The organism is Kitasatospora sp. NPDC056783 (genome assembly GCF_042789895.1).
Taxonomy (GTDB): Bacteria; Actinomycetota; Actinomycetes; order Streptomycetales; family Streptomycetaceae; genus Kitasatospora.
In genome coordinates, this window is record NZ_JBHUAF010000208.1 from 1 (window position 1) to 14,591 (window position 14,591).

Consider the following 14,591-nt stretch of genomic DNA (forward strand, 5'->3'; position numbering starts at 1 on the left):
GAACCGGACCCCGCCGCACGCGTGTCCGTTCGCCCGCGGGGCGGGCGCCGGTGTGGTGGTTCTACTTCTGCCACCCGATGGTCTCGGGCAGCGGGCTGTAGAAGATGGTGGCCCCGACGTTCGCCAGGCCCTTCTTGATGCCGTAGGTGGAGGGGCCGCTGTAGAGCGGCAGGAAGGCGTACTGCTGGAGGGCCTTCTGCTCGACCTTGTTGACGGCCGCGATCTGCTGGCCGAGGTCGGAGATGTCCCCGGTGGCGCGGATCTCCGCGTCCAGCTCGGGGGTGCCCGATCCGGTGATGTTGGAGTCGCGGTCCGAGCAGTAGAAGTCGCACAGGTAGCGCGCGCCGAAGGGGTCCGTCGAGCGGTTGCCGGAGATGAACAGGTCGAAGCGGCGGTCGCTGAGCACCTTGGAGAAGTCGTTCTCGGAGACCTTGTTGACGTCCACCTTCACGCCGACGGTCTTGAGCATCGCGGTGAACGCACTGGCGGTGGCCTTCTCGATGGGGTCGTCGCCGAGCAGGGTGTAACCGATCGCGAGCTGCTTGCCGTCCTTGGCGCGGACGCCGTCGGCCCCGGGCTTCCAGCCGGCCGCGTCCAGGGTCTTGCGAGCCTCCTCCGGGTCGTACTTCAGCACGGCGGCGACGTTGTCCTGGTAGCCCTGCTGGAAGCTGTAGAGCACCGCCGAGCCGGGCAGCGGCTCGCTGTAGTCGAGGCCCTGGAACCGGATCTTCGCTATCTGCGCGCGGTCGATGCTCTCCTGGACCGCCTTGCGGACCTGGATGTCGCCGAGCAGGGGGGACTTGGTGTTGAGGTACAGCGAGTACTCGAAGGGGCTGCCGCCGCGGCGGACCTCGGCGTCCTTGACGGTCTTCACCTGCTTGAGGCTCTCCGCGGCGACGGCGGAGGTGTAGTCGAGCTCGCCGTTCTTGAAGGCGTTGATCGAGGCGGCGCTCTCCAGGTTGACGTAGACGCGCTTGTCGAGCTTGCCGGGCCGGCCCCACCAGTTGGGGTTGCGCACGAAGGTGATGTTGCCGGAGTGCTCGTCCCAGGTGCCCACGGTGTACGGCCCGGTGCCCCACTCGGGGTGGGCCGTCTTGACGTACGCCTTGTTGAAGTTGTCGACGCCGGCGGCCTCCGGGTGCAGGAAGGTGGTGAACAGCGCGGACCAGGAGGCGTTGACGCCCTTGAAGGCGATGACCGCCTGCTTGTCGTCCGCGCCCCGGGTGACGGAGGTGATGCGGTCGTAGCCGTCGGTGGAGGAGGCCGCGTAGTCCTTGTTCGAGCCGTTGTTGGCCTTCCAGGTGGCCTCGATGGCCCGCCAGTCGATCGGGGTGCCGTCGTTGAACACGGCCTTGGGGTTGAGGGTGAGGACGACCTTCTGGTCGCCGCCCTCGACGGAGACCTTCACGTCGCTGTAGTAGTCCGGGTTGTACTGGACCTCGCCGGTGGGGGAGTAGGTGATGGCGTCGGCGTTGTACCAGGACCAGATCCGCAGCGCGTTCAGGGTGCCGTTGACGTTGAAGGGGTTGCCCTGCTCGTCGAAGGTGCCCGCGGTGGTGTAGGTGCCGCCGTCCTTGACGTTCTCGTACGGCTGGGGGTTGTAGTCGGTGACCGAGGACGCGACCTTGGCGGCGGCGGTCTTGGTCTCCTGCCCGGAGGAGCCGCCGGAGGAACCGTCGGAGGAGGACGAGGAGGAGCACGCGGTGGCGGCGACCGCGACGGCCGCGACGAGCGCGAGGGGCAGGGCGAGCTTGCGACGCATGGGATGTCCTTGCTGGGAGTCGGTGAGGAGGGGAGGAGAGGGGAGGAGAGGGGAGGGGTTGGGGCGGGCGCGAGGGTGTCAGACCGCGTGGCAGGCGTACCGGTGGTCGGAGCCGCCCGGGGCGCCGACGGTGGCGGGCCGCTCCGTGCGGCAGCGCGTGCGCACGCTCTCGTCGGCCTCCCGGTACAGCGGGCAGCGGTCGACGAACACGCAGCCCTCGGGCAGCCGGGCGGCGCTGGGCTGCTCGCCCTGGAGGACGACGCGCTCGCGGTGGCGCTCGCGCTCCGGGTCGGGGACCGGGATCGCCGACAGCAGGGCCTTGGTGTACGGGTGCCGGGGCCGGGCGAAGATCTCCTCGGTGGCACCGGACTCGACGATGTGCCCGAGGTACATCACCGCGACGCGGTCGGAGACGTGGCGCACCACGGCCAGGTCGTGCGCCACCAGCAGGTAGGCCAGGCCCAGTTCGCGCTTCAGCCGAGCCAGCAGGTTGATGATCTCGGCCTGCACGGAGACGTCCAGGGCGGACAGCGGCTCGTCCAGGACCAGCAGCCTGGGCTCGCGGGCCAGGGCGCGGGCGATGCCGACGCGCTGGCGCTGGCCGCCGGACAGGGCGGCGGGGAAGCGGTCGCCCATCGAGCGGTCCAGGCCCACCAGGTCCAGGAGCGCGGTGACCCGGGAGCGGACGGCCGCCCGGTCGGCGCCGGCAGCCTGGAGCGGTTCGGCCAGCAGGTCGAAGACGGTCAGCCGGGGGTCCAGGGCGTCCGTCGGGTCCTGGAGGACGATCTGGACGTCGCGCCGCAGCTCGCGGACCTCGGCGGCCGTCCGCAGCGTGGCGACATCGGTGCCCGCCACCTCGATGCGGCCGCCCTCGGGGGCGCGCAGCCGCAGCACCTCGCGCAGCGTGGTGGTCTTGCCGCTGCCGGACTCCCCGACCAGGCCCAGGGTTTCGCCCGCGCGCAGTTCGAAGCTGACGCGGTTGACGGCGTGCAGGGTCCCCACCCGGCGCTTGAGCAGCGCCCCCTTGGTGACGGGGAAGGTCTTGACCAGGTCCTCGACGCGCAGGACCACCTCGCCGGCGTCGCGCCGGGCGGAGCCGGCCGGCGGCACGGAGGAGCCCTCCCCGGCCGGGTCGAGGCTTCCGTCGGCGATCTCCCCCGCGCGGTGGCAGGCGACCAGGCCGGGGTGCCCGGCCGGTGCGGCCAGGTCCGGTTCGGTGGTCCGGCACACGTCCCGGGCCACCGCGCAGCGGGGCGCGAACGGGCAGCCGCCGGGCAGGGCGACCAGGGACGGCGGCTCCCCGCCGACCGGGATCAGCGGCCGTTCGGCGCCGCCGTCCACGGTCGGGACACTGGCCAGCAGACGGGCGGTGTAGGGCATCGTGGGGCGGCGGAAGAGCTCGTCGACGCTCGCGTGCTCGACGATCCGCCCGGCGTACATGACGGCGACGTCGTCGGCGTGCCCGGCCACCACGCCCAGGTCGTGGGTGATCAGGACGAGGCCGGCGCCGGTCTCGCGCTGGGCCAGGCGCAGCACGTCGAGGATCTGGGCCTGGACGGTGACGTCGAGCGCCGTGGTGGGCTCGTCGGCGACGAGCACCGAGGGCTTGTTGGCGATGGCCAGGGCGATGACGACGCGTTGGCGCATGCCGCCGGAGAACTCGTGCGGGAACGACTTGGCGCGTTCGCGCGGGTCGGGGATGCCGACCAGGTCGAGCAGTTCCACCGCCTGCTCCCAGGCGTCCCGCTTGGACAGCTCGCGGTGCACGCGCAGCGCCTCGGAGAGCAGCCGGCCGACGCTGAAGATGGGCGTGAGCGCGGACATCGGGTCCTGGAAGACCATGCCGATGTCCTTGCCGCGCACCCGGGAGAGCTCCTTGTCGTCCATCGCGGCCAGGTCGCGTCCGCCCAGCAGGATCCGGCCGTCGAGCCGCGCGGTGGGCGCGAGCAGGCCCATGACGGCGAGGGCGGTGGCGGACTTGCCGGAGCCGGACTCGCCGACGATGCCCAGGGTGCGTCCGGGCAGCAGGTCGAAGTCGACGCCGCGCACGGCCTCCACCGGTCCGGCCTCGGAGGGGAAGGTGACGCGCAGGTCGCGGACGGACAGGACGGGTACGGGTTCGGTGGGCCCGGCGGGTTCCGTGGGCCCGGCCGTGGGTGCGGCTGTGGGCCCGGCCGCTGGTGCGGTGCGGGGGGCGGGTGCGAGGGTCATCGTCGGCCTCCTGCCGCGCCGGTGGTGGAGGTGGGGTCGAGGGCGTCGCGCAGGCCGTCGCCGACGAAGGTCATCGAGACGGTGAGCAGCACGGTCAGCCCGGCGGGGAACGCGAACAGCCAGGGGGCGCTGGTGATGGTGCCCGCGCCGTCGGCGAGCATCGTGCCCAGCGACACGTCCGGGGTCTGGACGCCGAAGCCGAGGAAGGACAGGGCGGTTTCGCTGAGCACGGTGGAGACCACGCCCAGGGTGAGGTTGACGATGAGCAGGGAGCCCAGGTTGGGGATGATGTGGCGCACCACGATGCGCAGCGGCCGCACGCCCATGTACTCCGCGGCGAGCACGTAGTCGCGCTCGCGCAGGGACGTCGACACCGACCAGACCACGCGGGCGGTGGACATCCAGCCGAACACCGTCAGCACGAGGATGAGGACCCGCCAGTCGCCCGCCAGCCGGTGCGAGACCAGGGCGAGGACGAGGAAGGACGGCACGATCAGCAGGAAGTGGATGAGGGCGAGGGTGGCCTTCTCCACCCGGCCCCCGAAGTAGGCGGCGCCCGCACCCACGACCGCGGCGAGGGCGACGGTCAGCAGGGACACGCTCACCGCGATCACCAGCGAGCGCTGGAGGCCGTGCACGGCGGCGGCGTAGACGTCGTTGCCGCCCTGGTTGGTGCCGAACCAGTGTGTGGCGCCGGGCGCCTGGGTCAGGGCCGAGAAGTCGGCGTCCGCGTAGCCGTACGGGGTGAACAGGTCGCCGAGCGCGCTGAACAGCACGAGCAGCAGGAAGATCACCACGCCGGCGACGGCGGTCCGGTTGCGCAGGAAGCGGCGCAGGTAGAGGCGGCGCCGGCCCAGGTAGCGGGCGTCGTGGCGGTCGTTCCCGTGGTTCCCGTCGCGGCGGTCGTTTCCGTTGCGGCGGTCGTTCCCGTCGTGCCCGGTGGCGAACACGCCGTCGGCGGTCGCGTCGGCGGTCACAGGGGTGCCCATCTCAGCTCACCCGCACTCTCGGGTCGAGGGCGACGGTGGCGAGGTCCGCGAGGATCGCGCCGACCGCGGTCAGGGCGGCGGCGAAGGCGGCGGTCGCCACGGTGCCGTGCACGTCGTTCTTGCTGATGGTCTGGATGAAGTACTGGCCCATGCCGTTCCAGCCGAAGATCGTCTCGGTGAGGACCGCGCCGGTGAACACGGCCGGGATGCTGAAGGCCACGGACTGGGCGGTGGGGATCAGCGCGGTGCGCAGGGCGTGCCGGCGGATCGCCTGGGCGCGGGTGAGCCCGGTGGCCCGGGCGGTGCGCACGAAGTCGGAGCCGATGACGTCCAGCAGCAGGGAGCGCTGGGTGAGGTGGTAGCCCACGTACCCGGTCAGGGTGAGGGTGAGCGTCGGCAGGATCAGGTGCAGCAGCCGGTCGCCGACCGTCGCCCAGAACCCTTCCACGTCGGGCGAGTTCTCGCCCGCGACGTACAGGAAGTGCCAGCCCGCGTGCTCGTTCAGCTGGATGGCCAGCAGCACCAGGGCGAGGGCGGCGATGGACACCGGGACGTTGAAGAGCGCCATGGACAGGGCCTGGGCGGCGCGGTCCCGCCAGCCGTACTGGCGCGAGGCGGTGTGGACGGCGAGCGCGACGCCGACGACGACGGACAGGACCGTCGCGCCGATCACCAACTCGGCGCTGACCAGGGAGCGGTAGCCGATCTCGCCGTTTACCCGCGTCCCGACCGGGGAGCGGCCCCAGTCGAAGCGCAGCGCCACTCCGGTCAGCCACTCCCACCAGCGGTGGAGCAGTGGTTCGTGCGGGTCGAGGTTGTAGGGGGCCAGGGCCCGGGAGATCTGCTCCTCGGTGCGGACCGGGCGCAGCTCCTTGTAGTTCGAGCGCGGGTCGAGGAACCAACTGGCCAGGAAGTACGTGGCGTTGGTGGCCACGGCGATCACCAGGAACCAGCCCGCCGCCCTGCGTGTCACGTACCGGAGCACGGATGCCACCTCCTCACCGGGTGCGGTGGGTGCGGCTGGGGAGCGCCGGGTCTGGGAGAACTGGGCATGCGGGTGGAACTTCCTCGATGCAAGGGGTGATTGCACGAACGTGCAGAGGCCAGTCTGTGAGCGGGCCGCACGCGGCACCAGGGGTCGGGGCATCTGGACACGAACACGAAACGCCCCCGCAGCAAACGGATGTGTCCGCGTCACATTCCCGTCGAATTCGCAGGTGAGAGGGGTTGAGGGGGCTCCGTTGGGCGGGGCCCGGCGGTGCGGCCGTAGCGGTGGGCGGCGTCAGCTGTCGGAGGGGACCGGACCGGCCCGCTCCGGCTCTCGCTCGTCGGGCAGTGGCGCCCCGGCGTCGAGGCGGCCGATCACCCGGCGGGCCGCGTCGGCGAGTTCGGGCGGGCCTTCGACGGTGAACGGGCAGTCGAAGGTGACGAGGAAGCCGATGAGCGCCGACCAGGACCACGCCCCCATCCGGATCCGGGTGATCCGCTCGTCGACCGCTTCGAAGCTCGCCGCGCCCGGAGCCCACTTCGCCACCAGCGGTGCGGGGCACTCCATCAGGACGGTGCCCCAGCAGGGCCAGGTGTCCGCGGTGTCCCCCCGGTCGGGCTGGCCCTGGACGAAGCGGGTGACGTCCGCCTCCGGTACTTCCCGAGGGCCGAACCGCCAGGCGGTGGAGGACAGCCGACCGATGCGGTCGAGCCGGTAGGTGTGCCAGGAGTTCCCGCGCTGGTCGTACGCCACCAGGTACCAGCGCCCGGACCAGAGGACGAGCCGATGGGGCTCGGCCAGGACCTCGCCGTCCTCCACCGGCTCGCGGTCGACGGACCGGTAGGCGAACCGCACCAGCTCGCGCTGCTGCGCGGCCGCGCTCAGCCGCGCCAGCAGCGCGGGATCGACCTGGGGCGGGGCCAGCTCCCAGGCGTTCTCCAGCTGCTCGACCGAGAAGGCCGCCAGCCGGCGGGCCGGATGGGGCGGCAGGAGCTCCCTGACGGAGTTCAGCGCCCGCTTCGTGGCGTCCCCCATGCCGGTCACCGAGGCCGGAGCCGTCTGCAGGGCCAGCGCGATGGCCACGGCCTGCTCGTCGTCGACCATCAGCGGGGGCAGCCGCGCGCCGCGGGACAACCGGTAGAAGCCGGAGGGGCCCTTGCGCGCCGTGACGGGGTAACCCAGTTCGCGCAGCCGGCTGATGTCGCGCCGGACCGTCCGCGGGGACACCCCGAGCCGCTCGGCCAGGCCGTCGCCGGTCCACTCCCTCTGGGCCTGAAGCAGGCTGAGCAGCTCCAGCGTTCGGTTGGCGCTCATGGATCGGCCTCCGGATCGGTGGCAGTAGAGGTCAGATTACGTCCTCTACTCCTGACAGGGTGCCATCGGCTCGGAGGCCGGACGCCTCCCCGGCACCCGCGGTACCTCGTCCTCGGCGGCACCTCGCCCTCGGCGACCGAACCGGGTGCCCCCCATCGAACGGAACGGAGGAACGCTGTGCCCGAGAATCCGGCTCGGCCCTCACCCACCCACCGGGAGGCCTGGTTGGGCCTGGTCGCCATCTCCCTCGGCGTCTCGCTGGTGGTCGTGGACTTCACCATCGTCAATGTGGTGATGCCGCCGATCATCGACGACCTGGAGGTCTCGGCCTTCGGCGCCCAGTGGATCCAGGAGTCCTACGCGATCGTCCTGGCCGCCCTGCTGCTGGTGATGGGCCGCCTCTCGGACGTCCTGGGAGCGCGCAGGCTGTTCACGGCCGGGACCGTGGTCTTCGGGCTGGCCAGCATCGCCGCGGCGCTGGCGCCCACCGGGGAACTGCTGATCGCCGGCCGGTTCGCGCAGGGTGTCGGCGGTGCGATCATCATGCCGACGTCGCTGGCACTGCTCAACCTGACCTTCCAGGGGCCCGAGCGCGGCAAGGCGTTCGCCGTCTGGGGATCGACGATCGGGGCCGCCGCCGCGGTCGGACCGCTGCTGGGCGGTCGGCTCGCCGACTACTCCTGGCGGTGGGCCTTCGGCATCAACATCGCGGTCGTCGCGCTGATCCTCGTCGGCGTCATGAGGTTCCTGCGGCCCTCCCCCCGCCAGCCGGGACGGATCGACGTCGCCGGCGCGGTGCTGTCCGTGCCGGGCCTCGGACTCCTCGCGTTCGCGCTGATCGAGGGACGTGACTACGGGTGGTGGGAACCGCGCAAGGACTTCGGCCCCTTCGGGGACGGCACGGGCCTGTCGGTCATCCCGGTCGCCCTGGCCGTCGCGGCGGTGTGCCTCGCCCTTTTCCTGTTCCGCCAGGTCCGGCTCACCCGGGGTAGCGGCACAACGCCGCTGATGGACACCTCGCTGTTCGGCATCAAGTCCTTCAGCACGGGCAACCTCGCCACGTTCGTCATCGCCCTGGCCGAGTTCGGCATGCTCGCCGTGCTGCCGCTGTGGCTCCAGTACGCCCTGGACTACTCCCCGGTCCGGACCGGGCTGCTGGTCTTCGTCGTCGCGGTCGGCAGCTTCTGCGCGAGCGGCGCAAGCTTCGGCCTGGCCGGGAAGACCGGGCCGGTCGGCCTGGTCCGGATCGGCCTGCTCCTGGAGGCCGCCGGCCTGCTGATGTTCGGCATGCTCGCCGACAGCGACTCCCCGTGGTGGGTCATCGCCATCGCCCTGTTCCTGTACGGCACGGGAGTCGGCTTCGCCACCGCCCAGGTCACCAACGTGGTCCTGGCGGACGTGCCGCCACGGCGGGCCGGCCAGGGCTCCGGAATCCAGAGCGCCGCGCGCCAGCTCGGCTCCGCACTCGGCATCGCGGTCCTGACCTCGACGTTCTTCACGGCACTGGCCTCCGACCTGTCGGACCGGCTGGTCAAGCAGGGCACACCCGAGGCCGACGCCGACCGGCTGTCCTCGGCGGTCTCCGACAGCGCCGGTGCGATGATCCCCGGGCTGGGCGCCGACCCGCGGACGGCGTTCGCCGCCGACGCCGCCCGCGACGCCATGTCCCACGCGATCCGGATCAACGGCTACACCTGTGCCGCGCTGCTCGCCCTCGGCATGCTGGCGACCTTCCTCATTCCCCGGCCCGAGCGGGGCGCCCAGCCGCGGGGAGAGGGCGACGCCGTCGACGGGGCACCGGACGCCGAGATCAACGCCGGCCGGACCCACACCTGAAGCGCGGTCGACCCGAGGACGGCCGCGCGGTCCACGGCGCCCTGTCCCTCCGGCGGCACCCCGCGTCGCGCTCGGGCACCGCCCCGGACAACTCGCTGTCCGGGTCGGCGTATCGGGGCGGGGAGTCCACGCGGACCGGCAACGGGGACCGGAACCACGACGAACCCTGACGGCTCGGCGACCCGGTGAGCTGGGTCAGGGCCGTGACCTGACCGAGGTTCGCGGACAGGGCTGTGGCCTGTCCGCGAACCTGGACGGGGGAAGACGGACCGTCACGCGAAGCGGGAGCTCCGGACCGGGCCGGCGGAGCGGATGCGGTCACGCGGCCCTGCGGCGGGCCAGCCGGCCGCGCGGGCGGCGAAGGCCGTGAGGACGTCGTCCGCGTCGGGCGGGGTCTGGCCGTCACCCTCGGGGGCGGTCGGGGCGGCGGCCAGGATCGCCTCGGCGAGTTCCTCGGCCGAGCGCCGGTCGGGCTCGGGCTCCTCCGTCTCGCCGTCCTCGCTGAAATGCAGCCCTGCCTCCCACGGGGCGTTCACGATCTGCCCCAGCAGGGTGGAGACGTCGGCCGTCACGGCGGGCGGGTCGGTCCAGCAGGTGGCGTGCTCGAAGAGCAGCTGCCCCGGCGCCCGCTCGTGCAGCCGCGCCACCTCGTCGGGATCGCACTCGTTCAGGTCGTACGCGACCACCAGCACATCCGGCACATCCGGCGCACCCGGAGCACTCGGCGTACCCGGCTGGTACGGCGCCGCGGGCACACCCAGCACCCGGGCCGCCGCCAGCCCGAGTGCCCGGCTGCCCCGGTCGGCCAGCAGTCCGACCGAGGCGGGCTGGCGGCCGGTGGCGGCCAGCACGGTGCGCAGGCGTTCCAGGCCGTAGCGACAGTGCTCGAAGTCGTCCTGAAGGTAAGCCCAGCGGCCGGTCATGCCTTGGTCGAACCCGTGCGGCGACAGGGTGGTGAGCAGGCCGCCGGTGAGCACGTAGTGCCAGCCGCGCAGGTCCCGGTCGTCGACCGGCGGCAGAGCCGCGGCCCGCTCCAGCATCCGCCCGATCCGCTGCGCCGGGCCCGCCCAGACGCCCTCGGGGGCCGACAGTGCCTCGTACACCCGGCGGGCCAGGGGGAGTTGGCCGCTCATCAGCGCGTTGTAGGCCGTCAGGTACCGGTCCGGCCAGTCGTCGAGCCGGGCGTCGTGCTCGCGAAGCACGGACAGTGCCTCGGCGTGTCGCTCGCAGCCCTCCAGGGCGGAGACCAGCTCCAGCAGCACCTTGCGCAGGCCGAGCTGCTGGGCGGCCTGCGGCTTGGGCTTGCGGCGGAACAGGCCGGTGCGCGCCGGCGCGGTGGGCGGTGCGACGGGCGCCGCCTGGACCAGCCGCAGGGCCTCCCGTAGCGCGGGGACGGCCACCGCGTCGATGCCGCGTTCGATGCAGGCGTAGCCGTAGGCGTAGAGCGCTTCGGCCTCCCCGGGCCTGGCCGCCAGCGCTGTCGAAGCCTCCGCCAGGTCCTCGAAACCGGCACCCCTGGCCAGCCGGGCCACCAGCGGTGCGACCTCGGCGGGTGGGAGCCGGTCCGCGGCGGTGCGCAGCACTCGCATCGATCCCTGCGAGTCGCCGGACTCGAAGAGCTCCCAGGCTTCGGACAGTTCGGTGGCCATGTGTCTCCGGGGTTCGGGGGGTGTCAGGACCTCAGGATGATCCTCGACCGACCGCCGTCCGGGCAACTCATTTGCCGTGGGCGGCCCTGGCCCGCAGTGACGGCGCGCGGCGGGCCGGGTCGGTGATGTCGCGCGGGGGCGCCTCTATGGGGTTCGTCAAGGAAATCGGGCTGCGCGCGGGAGGTGTCGGCGGGCAGCATGGCGGGATGCCGGATCTGTTGTGGGAGGACGTCAAGGACTTCTTCGACCCTGAGCTGATGGGTGCCCTGCCGGATGTGTCCGTGGCGGGCACCTCGGTCGAGGACTGGCAGGCGGTGTTCGACCTGGTCAGGTCGAGGGGATGGACGTGGGAGTACTCCGTGGGCGGCGTCGCTGGGCCACTGCCCTCTGCTGCGGAGGTGCTGCTGTCGCGTCCCGCTGACGCGGAGACGGTCGCTCTGCGGGCCTGGCCGGTCCCTGATGTACTGGTGATCTTTCGCCCGATGTCTGCCGATGAGATCGACTTCGACGTCGATCTTCGCGAGCTTCAGGGACAGGCGGGAGTGGACACCCTGTGTGGCTTCCTGCGCGCGATCGGCCGCCGCCTGGGCAAGCCGGTGGCCATGACAGCCGAAGGCGACGAGGGGAATCCGGTGCTCGGGTTTGATCCCGTTGCGGATCGAGTGGCGCTACTGGCGGAACCACGGCTCAGCTGACCGCATCGGCGGGGCGGAAGGGGCGAGACCGCGGTTGTGAAGACCGGCTCCGGTGTGACCGTGATGAAGGTCGGAGCCGGTGCGCTCTGCCGGGAGTTCGCCGCGTACCAGTCGGTACCGAAGGCGACGATTCCGAGCAGAAGACCCCACGGCGCGACCCGGCAGTGCCAGCATCGGCCCGGCTTATGACCCGAACGAGAAAGCGCATCGGGCCGCCTCCCCTGTGCCGGGGAAGCGGCCCTGGCGAGAAGGTCAGACCGTGAACGCGTCCACGAACCTTACGAACTCGCTGAACGCCGTGGTGGTGACGAGAAGAACAGGACCGTTGGGGTCCTTCGAGTCGCGGATTGCTACGGCGTCGAAGGGGGTCGAGGTCAGGTCCGCCACCTCGATGCAGTTGTTGCCGGCGCCGCTGTAGGACGACTTGAACCAGTCGGCCACATCGGTGAGTTCGGGTGTAGTCGTGTGCTTGGTCATCAGGTAGTGATCTCTCAGGTGAGTTGTTGCAGGAATTCTGGTGTCGCCTCGGCCGGGAGCGCTCTGCGGGACAGCGCCTCGAACATCCGAGTGAACCGGCCGACGTCGCGCGGCTTGTCGGAGATCGACATGCCTGCTCCGGCAGTGTCCACCTGGACCGTGGTGCGAAGCGTCGGGCCCGGGTTCAGGAGCGTGAAGTCGGAGAGCGACAAGTAGCAGCGAACCGACTGGGGGAGGGCCGACGGCGTGCGGGGGCCGATGCGGCCGCGGCTGCCGGCGGCTGGTCGAAGCCGGAGACGCGCCGAGTACTGTCGCGGGTATGGCTGAGTTCTTGATCACGATCACCACTGTCAGCAGTGAGGCTGCTGCTGCCAAGCTGTCCCGCTCAGCGGTCGGAGCCGGCTTGGCCGCTTCGGGGCAGGTCACCGGGCCGGTCACCACGACCTACCGACACCTTGGAGAGGTGTGCGAGGGCGCTGAGTGGCAGGTGGTCTTCCGCACGACGGAGGACCGGGTTGCCGAGCTGGAAAGGCACGTCGTCGCGGAGCACCCGTACGACAACCCGGAGGTGATTTCGCTGCCGATCCTGTCCGGGCCACAGCTCTACCTGGACTGGATCACCCGAGCGACGCGACCCGCAGGCGGTTAGCGACCGGCGAGAGCTGTCGGTGTTGTTGAAGTCGGTGGAGGAGGATGCGGGAGCGGCCGACGGGGCGAGTCGAGGCGAGCCCCTGTGAGAGGTCGAGCAACTACTGGTACGCGTCTGCCGGCGACAGCGTTTGCCCAGCAGCCCGCACCGAGGGGCCGCAGCACCACCTGCCGACGCCCGTATCACCCTCACGAGCGACACCGCACGCTCGTCGGCTCGCTCGCCGGTCAAGACTTCATGGCGACCAGCGCCCGAGCACGCTCGGTCAGCTCTCGGACCCGGACGTTGCCGGTGTGGGGCCGGGTGCCAGCGATCATCTCCCGGAAGTGATCATCTGCCCTGGCGGAGGACAGGGTTTCGTAGTCGTCCAGGAAGGCATGCCAGGTCCCGGTCGCGCGTTCGACGTGCCCGACCTCCATCTGTCGCTGCGCCAACAGGCCATTGGCGTGCGCGCGTCCCTGCTTCTCTGTCGGTGGGCGCAGCCGCTGGGACTGCTGCATGGAGATGATCGACCCGGGAACATCCCCCAGGGCGTAGAGGACGCTGGAGACGTGGAAATGGTAGGAGGCGATATCGTAGCCCCCTACGTGGTCGTTCCGGCCCTCCGCCATCGACAGGGACTTCTCCGTCTGCTGAAGCCGTGCGAATGCCAGCCTCCGGTCTTTCACCAAGGCGGCTCCCTGGGCCTGCTGCCCGGAGAGGAAGGCGGCCAGGCGCGGGCCGGCCTTCGGAGCAGCCTCGGCAGCGGCGTCCGCGAGGTCCAGCGCCTTGCGGCCGTACTTCAAGTTCGCGGCCTGGAGAGCCATACCGCGCAGGGTCCGGCAGTACGTGATGTGGTCGCCAGCGGCTCCCGCGAGTTCCAGCGCCCGGTAGTAGTAGGTCTGTCCGAGACCGTGCTCGATCTCGTACATCGCCATCCAGCCCATCAGGTAGACCAAGTCGGCGGCGGCGGTCAGCATGTCGGCTTTGACCTTGCTGGTGGACTCGGCGCGAAGGTAGGTGCCGACAGTGTTCGTCAGAAACGCGGCGGCCATCGGCCGGGCGTGGCCGGCACCGAGTTCGTCCAGGATGTCGGCGATCCGCTCCGTCATCCGGTGGACGGTTTCGACTTCGTTCCCTCCTACCCGAACCGTGTGGCCTGTCAGTGCCGAAGCCGCCTTGACACGGTCACCCAGGTCCGTGAATCCCGGAACGCCCAGCGCAGCCGAGTAGAGTCCGACCTTCAGTACGTTACGCCGTGATGGGTCCATGTCGGCCCTCCCGAGGTTCACGATCTTGTCCACGACGTCACCCGAACTCGGGTGCATCACATCGTCGTTGGGGCGGGAGAAGCCCGCCTCCACTGACGTTACAGTCCGACCCAGCCTGCTGCTGAGAACCGCGCAGATGACCGGCTGTACCTGTGCGGCGGGTTGGGTTCCTCTGACCCAGTGGGACACCGCGGAGTGGTTGTACCGGAGATCCAGCTGAATCTCTCGGCCGGTGCGGTTCACGGCCTGGGCCAGCTGCGTCCTGGTCCACCGGGCCTGTTCCAGCAGCGACGCCAGGTCGGCGTTCGGGTTCTTTACACCCATAATCACTCCGTATGCGAGCGTTCACAGCGTTCACACTGGAGCCCAGCATGACCGGTTCCCAGCCTGCCTGCGGGCAAGTTGAATGAACGTCGGCTCGGGGTCCGGCAGTCGCCTTCCCTCTGTCGTTCCCGGCGCATCGCGCCTGGGAAACCCCGCGCGACTACTTCAACTGTCCACCCGAGTGAGTGAGGCGCTCCCATGGAGCCGAGATCACGAACCACCACAACGACGTTTCCCGCCGAGCGAGCGCGGGTCAGGAACCTGCGCCGCTGGGCGCAGACGGCGCTGCCACTGCTGGGCCTCGATGGCCCGCAGCAGGACGCCGTGCGGGACGACCTGGAGCTCGTGCTGTCAGACGTTGACTTAACTTGGCGGCGCGTTTCCGCAGGTCAGGTGACGTTCTTCCATGCGCATCGTTGGAATTTCCATGGTTGTTCAAGACGACGA

13 protein-coding genes are annotated in these 14,591 nt (G+C 71.0%); 4 read left to right on the forward strand and 9 right to left on the reverse strand.

From position 1 onward, the window contains the following. Positions 1-61 precede the first annotated feature (61 nt). The 5 genes from ACFRMQ_RS25635 to ACFRMQ_RS25655 form a co-directional block, all read right to left on the reverse strand. Positions 62-1,762: an ABC transporter family substrate-binding protein gene (locus tag ACFRMQ_RS25635; protein ID WP_380732969.1), complete on the reverse strand. Its 1,701-nt coding sequence runs from the start codon at positions 1,760-1,762 to the stop codon at positions 62-64. A 78-nt stretch (positions 1,763-1,840) separates the two neighbouring features. Beyond that, complete coding sequence (locus ACFRMQ_RS25640) at positions 1,841-3,973, reverse strand: dipeptide ABC transporter ATP-binding protein (RefSeq protein ID WP_380732971.1); 2,133 nt, start codon at positions 3,971-3,973, stop codon at positions 1,841-1,843. Then, complete coding sequence (locus ACFRMQ_RS25645) at positions 3,970-4,830, reverse strand: ABC transporter permease (RefSeq protein WP_380732981.1); 861 nt, start codon at positions 4,828-4,830, stop codon at positions 3,970-3,972. The genes ACFRMQ_RS25640 and ACFRMQ_RS25645 overlap by 4 nt, the downstream gene beginning before the upstream one ends. Positions 4,831-4,963: 133 nt before the next feature. Further along, a complete protein-coding gene (locus ACFRMQ_RS25650; RefSeq protein ID WP_380732972.1) occupies positions 4,964-5,947 on the reverse strand; it encodes an ABC transporter permease in 984 nt (327 codons plus the stop codon). A gap of 297 nt (positions 5,948-6,244) precedes the next feature. After that, positions 6,245-7,264, reverse strand: coding sequence for a helix-turn-helix transcriptional regulator (locus ACFRMQ_RS25655; protein ID WP_380732973.1), 1,020 nt, complete (start codon positions 7,262-7,264; stop codon positions 6,245-6,247). Positions 7,265-7,441: 177 nt separating this feature from the next. Between ACFRMQ_RS25655 and ACFRMQ_RS25660 the strand changes: the two genes are divergently transcribed. Further along, positions 7,442-9,100 carry an MFS transporter gene (locus ACFRMQ_RS25660; RefSeq protein WP_380732974.1) on the forward strand — a complete coding sequence of 553 codons (1,659 nt, stop codon included), beginning with the start codon at positions 7,442-7,444 and terminating at the stop codon, positions 9,098-9,100. A gap of 272 nt (positions 9,101-9,372) precedes the next feature. Here ACFRMQ_RS25660 and ACFRMQ_RS25665 read toward each other — a convergent pair whose 3' ends face one another. Continuing rightward, positions 9,373-10,749, reverse strand: a complete 1,377-nt coding sequence (locus ACFRMQ_RS25665) for a hypothetical protein (RefSeq protein WP_380732975.1) — start codon at positions 10,747-10,749, stop codon at positions 9,373-9,375. A 206-nt stretch (positions 10,750-10,955) separates the two neighbouring features. Between ACFRMQ_RS25665 and ACFRMQ_RS25670 the strand changes: the two genes are divergently transcribed. Continuing rightward, positions 10,956-11,444: a hypothetical protein gene (locus tag ACFRMQ_RS25670; protein ID WP_380732982.1), complete on the forward strand. Its 489-nt coding sequence runs from the start codon at positions 10,956-10,958 to the stop codon at positions 11,442-11,444. Between the two features lie 252 nt (positions 11,445-11,696). Here ACFRMQ_RS25670 and ACFRMQ_RS25675 read toward each other — a convergent pair whose 3' ends face one another. Both ACFRMQ_RS25675 and ACFRMQ_RS25680 read right to left on the reverse strand, forming a co-directional pair. After that, positions 11,697-11,921 carry a DUF397 domain-containing protein gene (locus ACFRMQ_RS25675; protein ID WP_380732976.1) on the reverse strand — a complete coding sequence of 75 codons (225 nt, stop codon included), beginning with the start codon at positions 11,919-11,921 and terminating at the stop codon, positions 11,697-11,699. 14 nt (positions 11,922-11,935) lie between these two features. Then, complete coding sequence (locus ACFRMQ_RS25680) at positions 11,936-12,133, reverse strand: Scr1 family TA system antitoxin-like transcriptional regulator (protein ID WP_380732977.1); 198 nt, start codon at positions 12,131-12,133, stop codon at positions 11,936-11,938. Positions 12,134-12,240: 107 nt separating this feature from the next. Here ACFRMQ_RS25680 and cutA point away from each other — a divergent pair, with 107 nt between their 5' ends. Then, positions 12,241-12,570, forward strand: a complete 330-nt coding sequence (cutA, locus tag ACFRMQ_RS25685) for a divalent-cation tolerance protein CutA (protein WP_380732978.1) — start codon at positions 12,241-12,243, stop codon at positions 12,568-12,570. Between the two features lie 227 nt (positions 12,571-12,797). Here cutA and ACFRMQ_RS25690 read toward each other — a convergent pair whose 3' ends face one another. Then, positions 12,798-14,144: a hypothetical protein gene (locus ACFRMQ_RS25690; protein WP_380732979.1), complete on the reverse strand. Its 1,347-nt coding sequence runs from the start codon at positions 14,142-14,144 to the stop codon at positions 12,798-12,800. Between the two features lie 198 nt (positions 14,145-14,342). On the opposite strand from ACFRMQ_RS25690, the gene ACFRMQ_RS25695 reads away from it, so the two are divergent. Further along, the coding region (locus tag ACFRMQ_RS25695) for a hypothetical protein (RefSeq protein ID WP_380732980.1) at positions 14,343-14,591 on the forward strand (249 nt) is incomplete at its 3' end.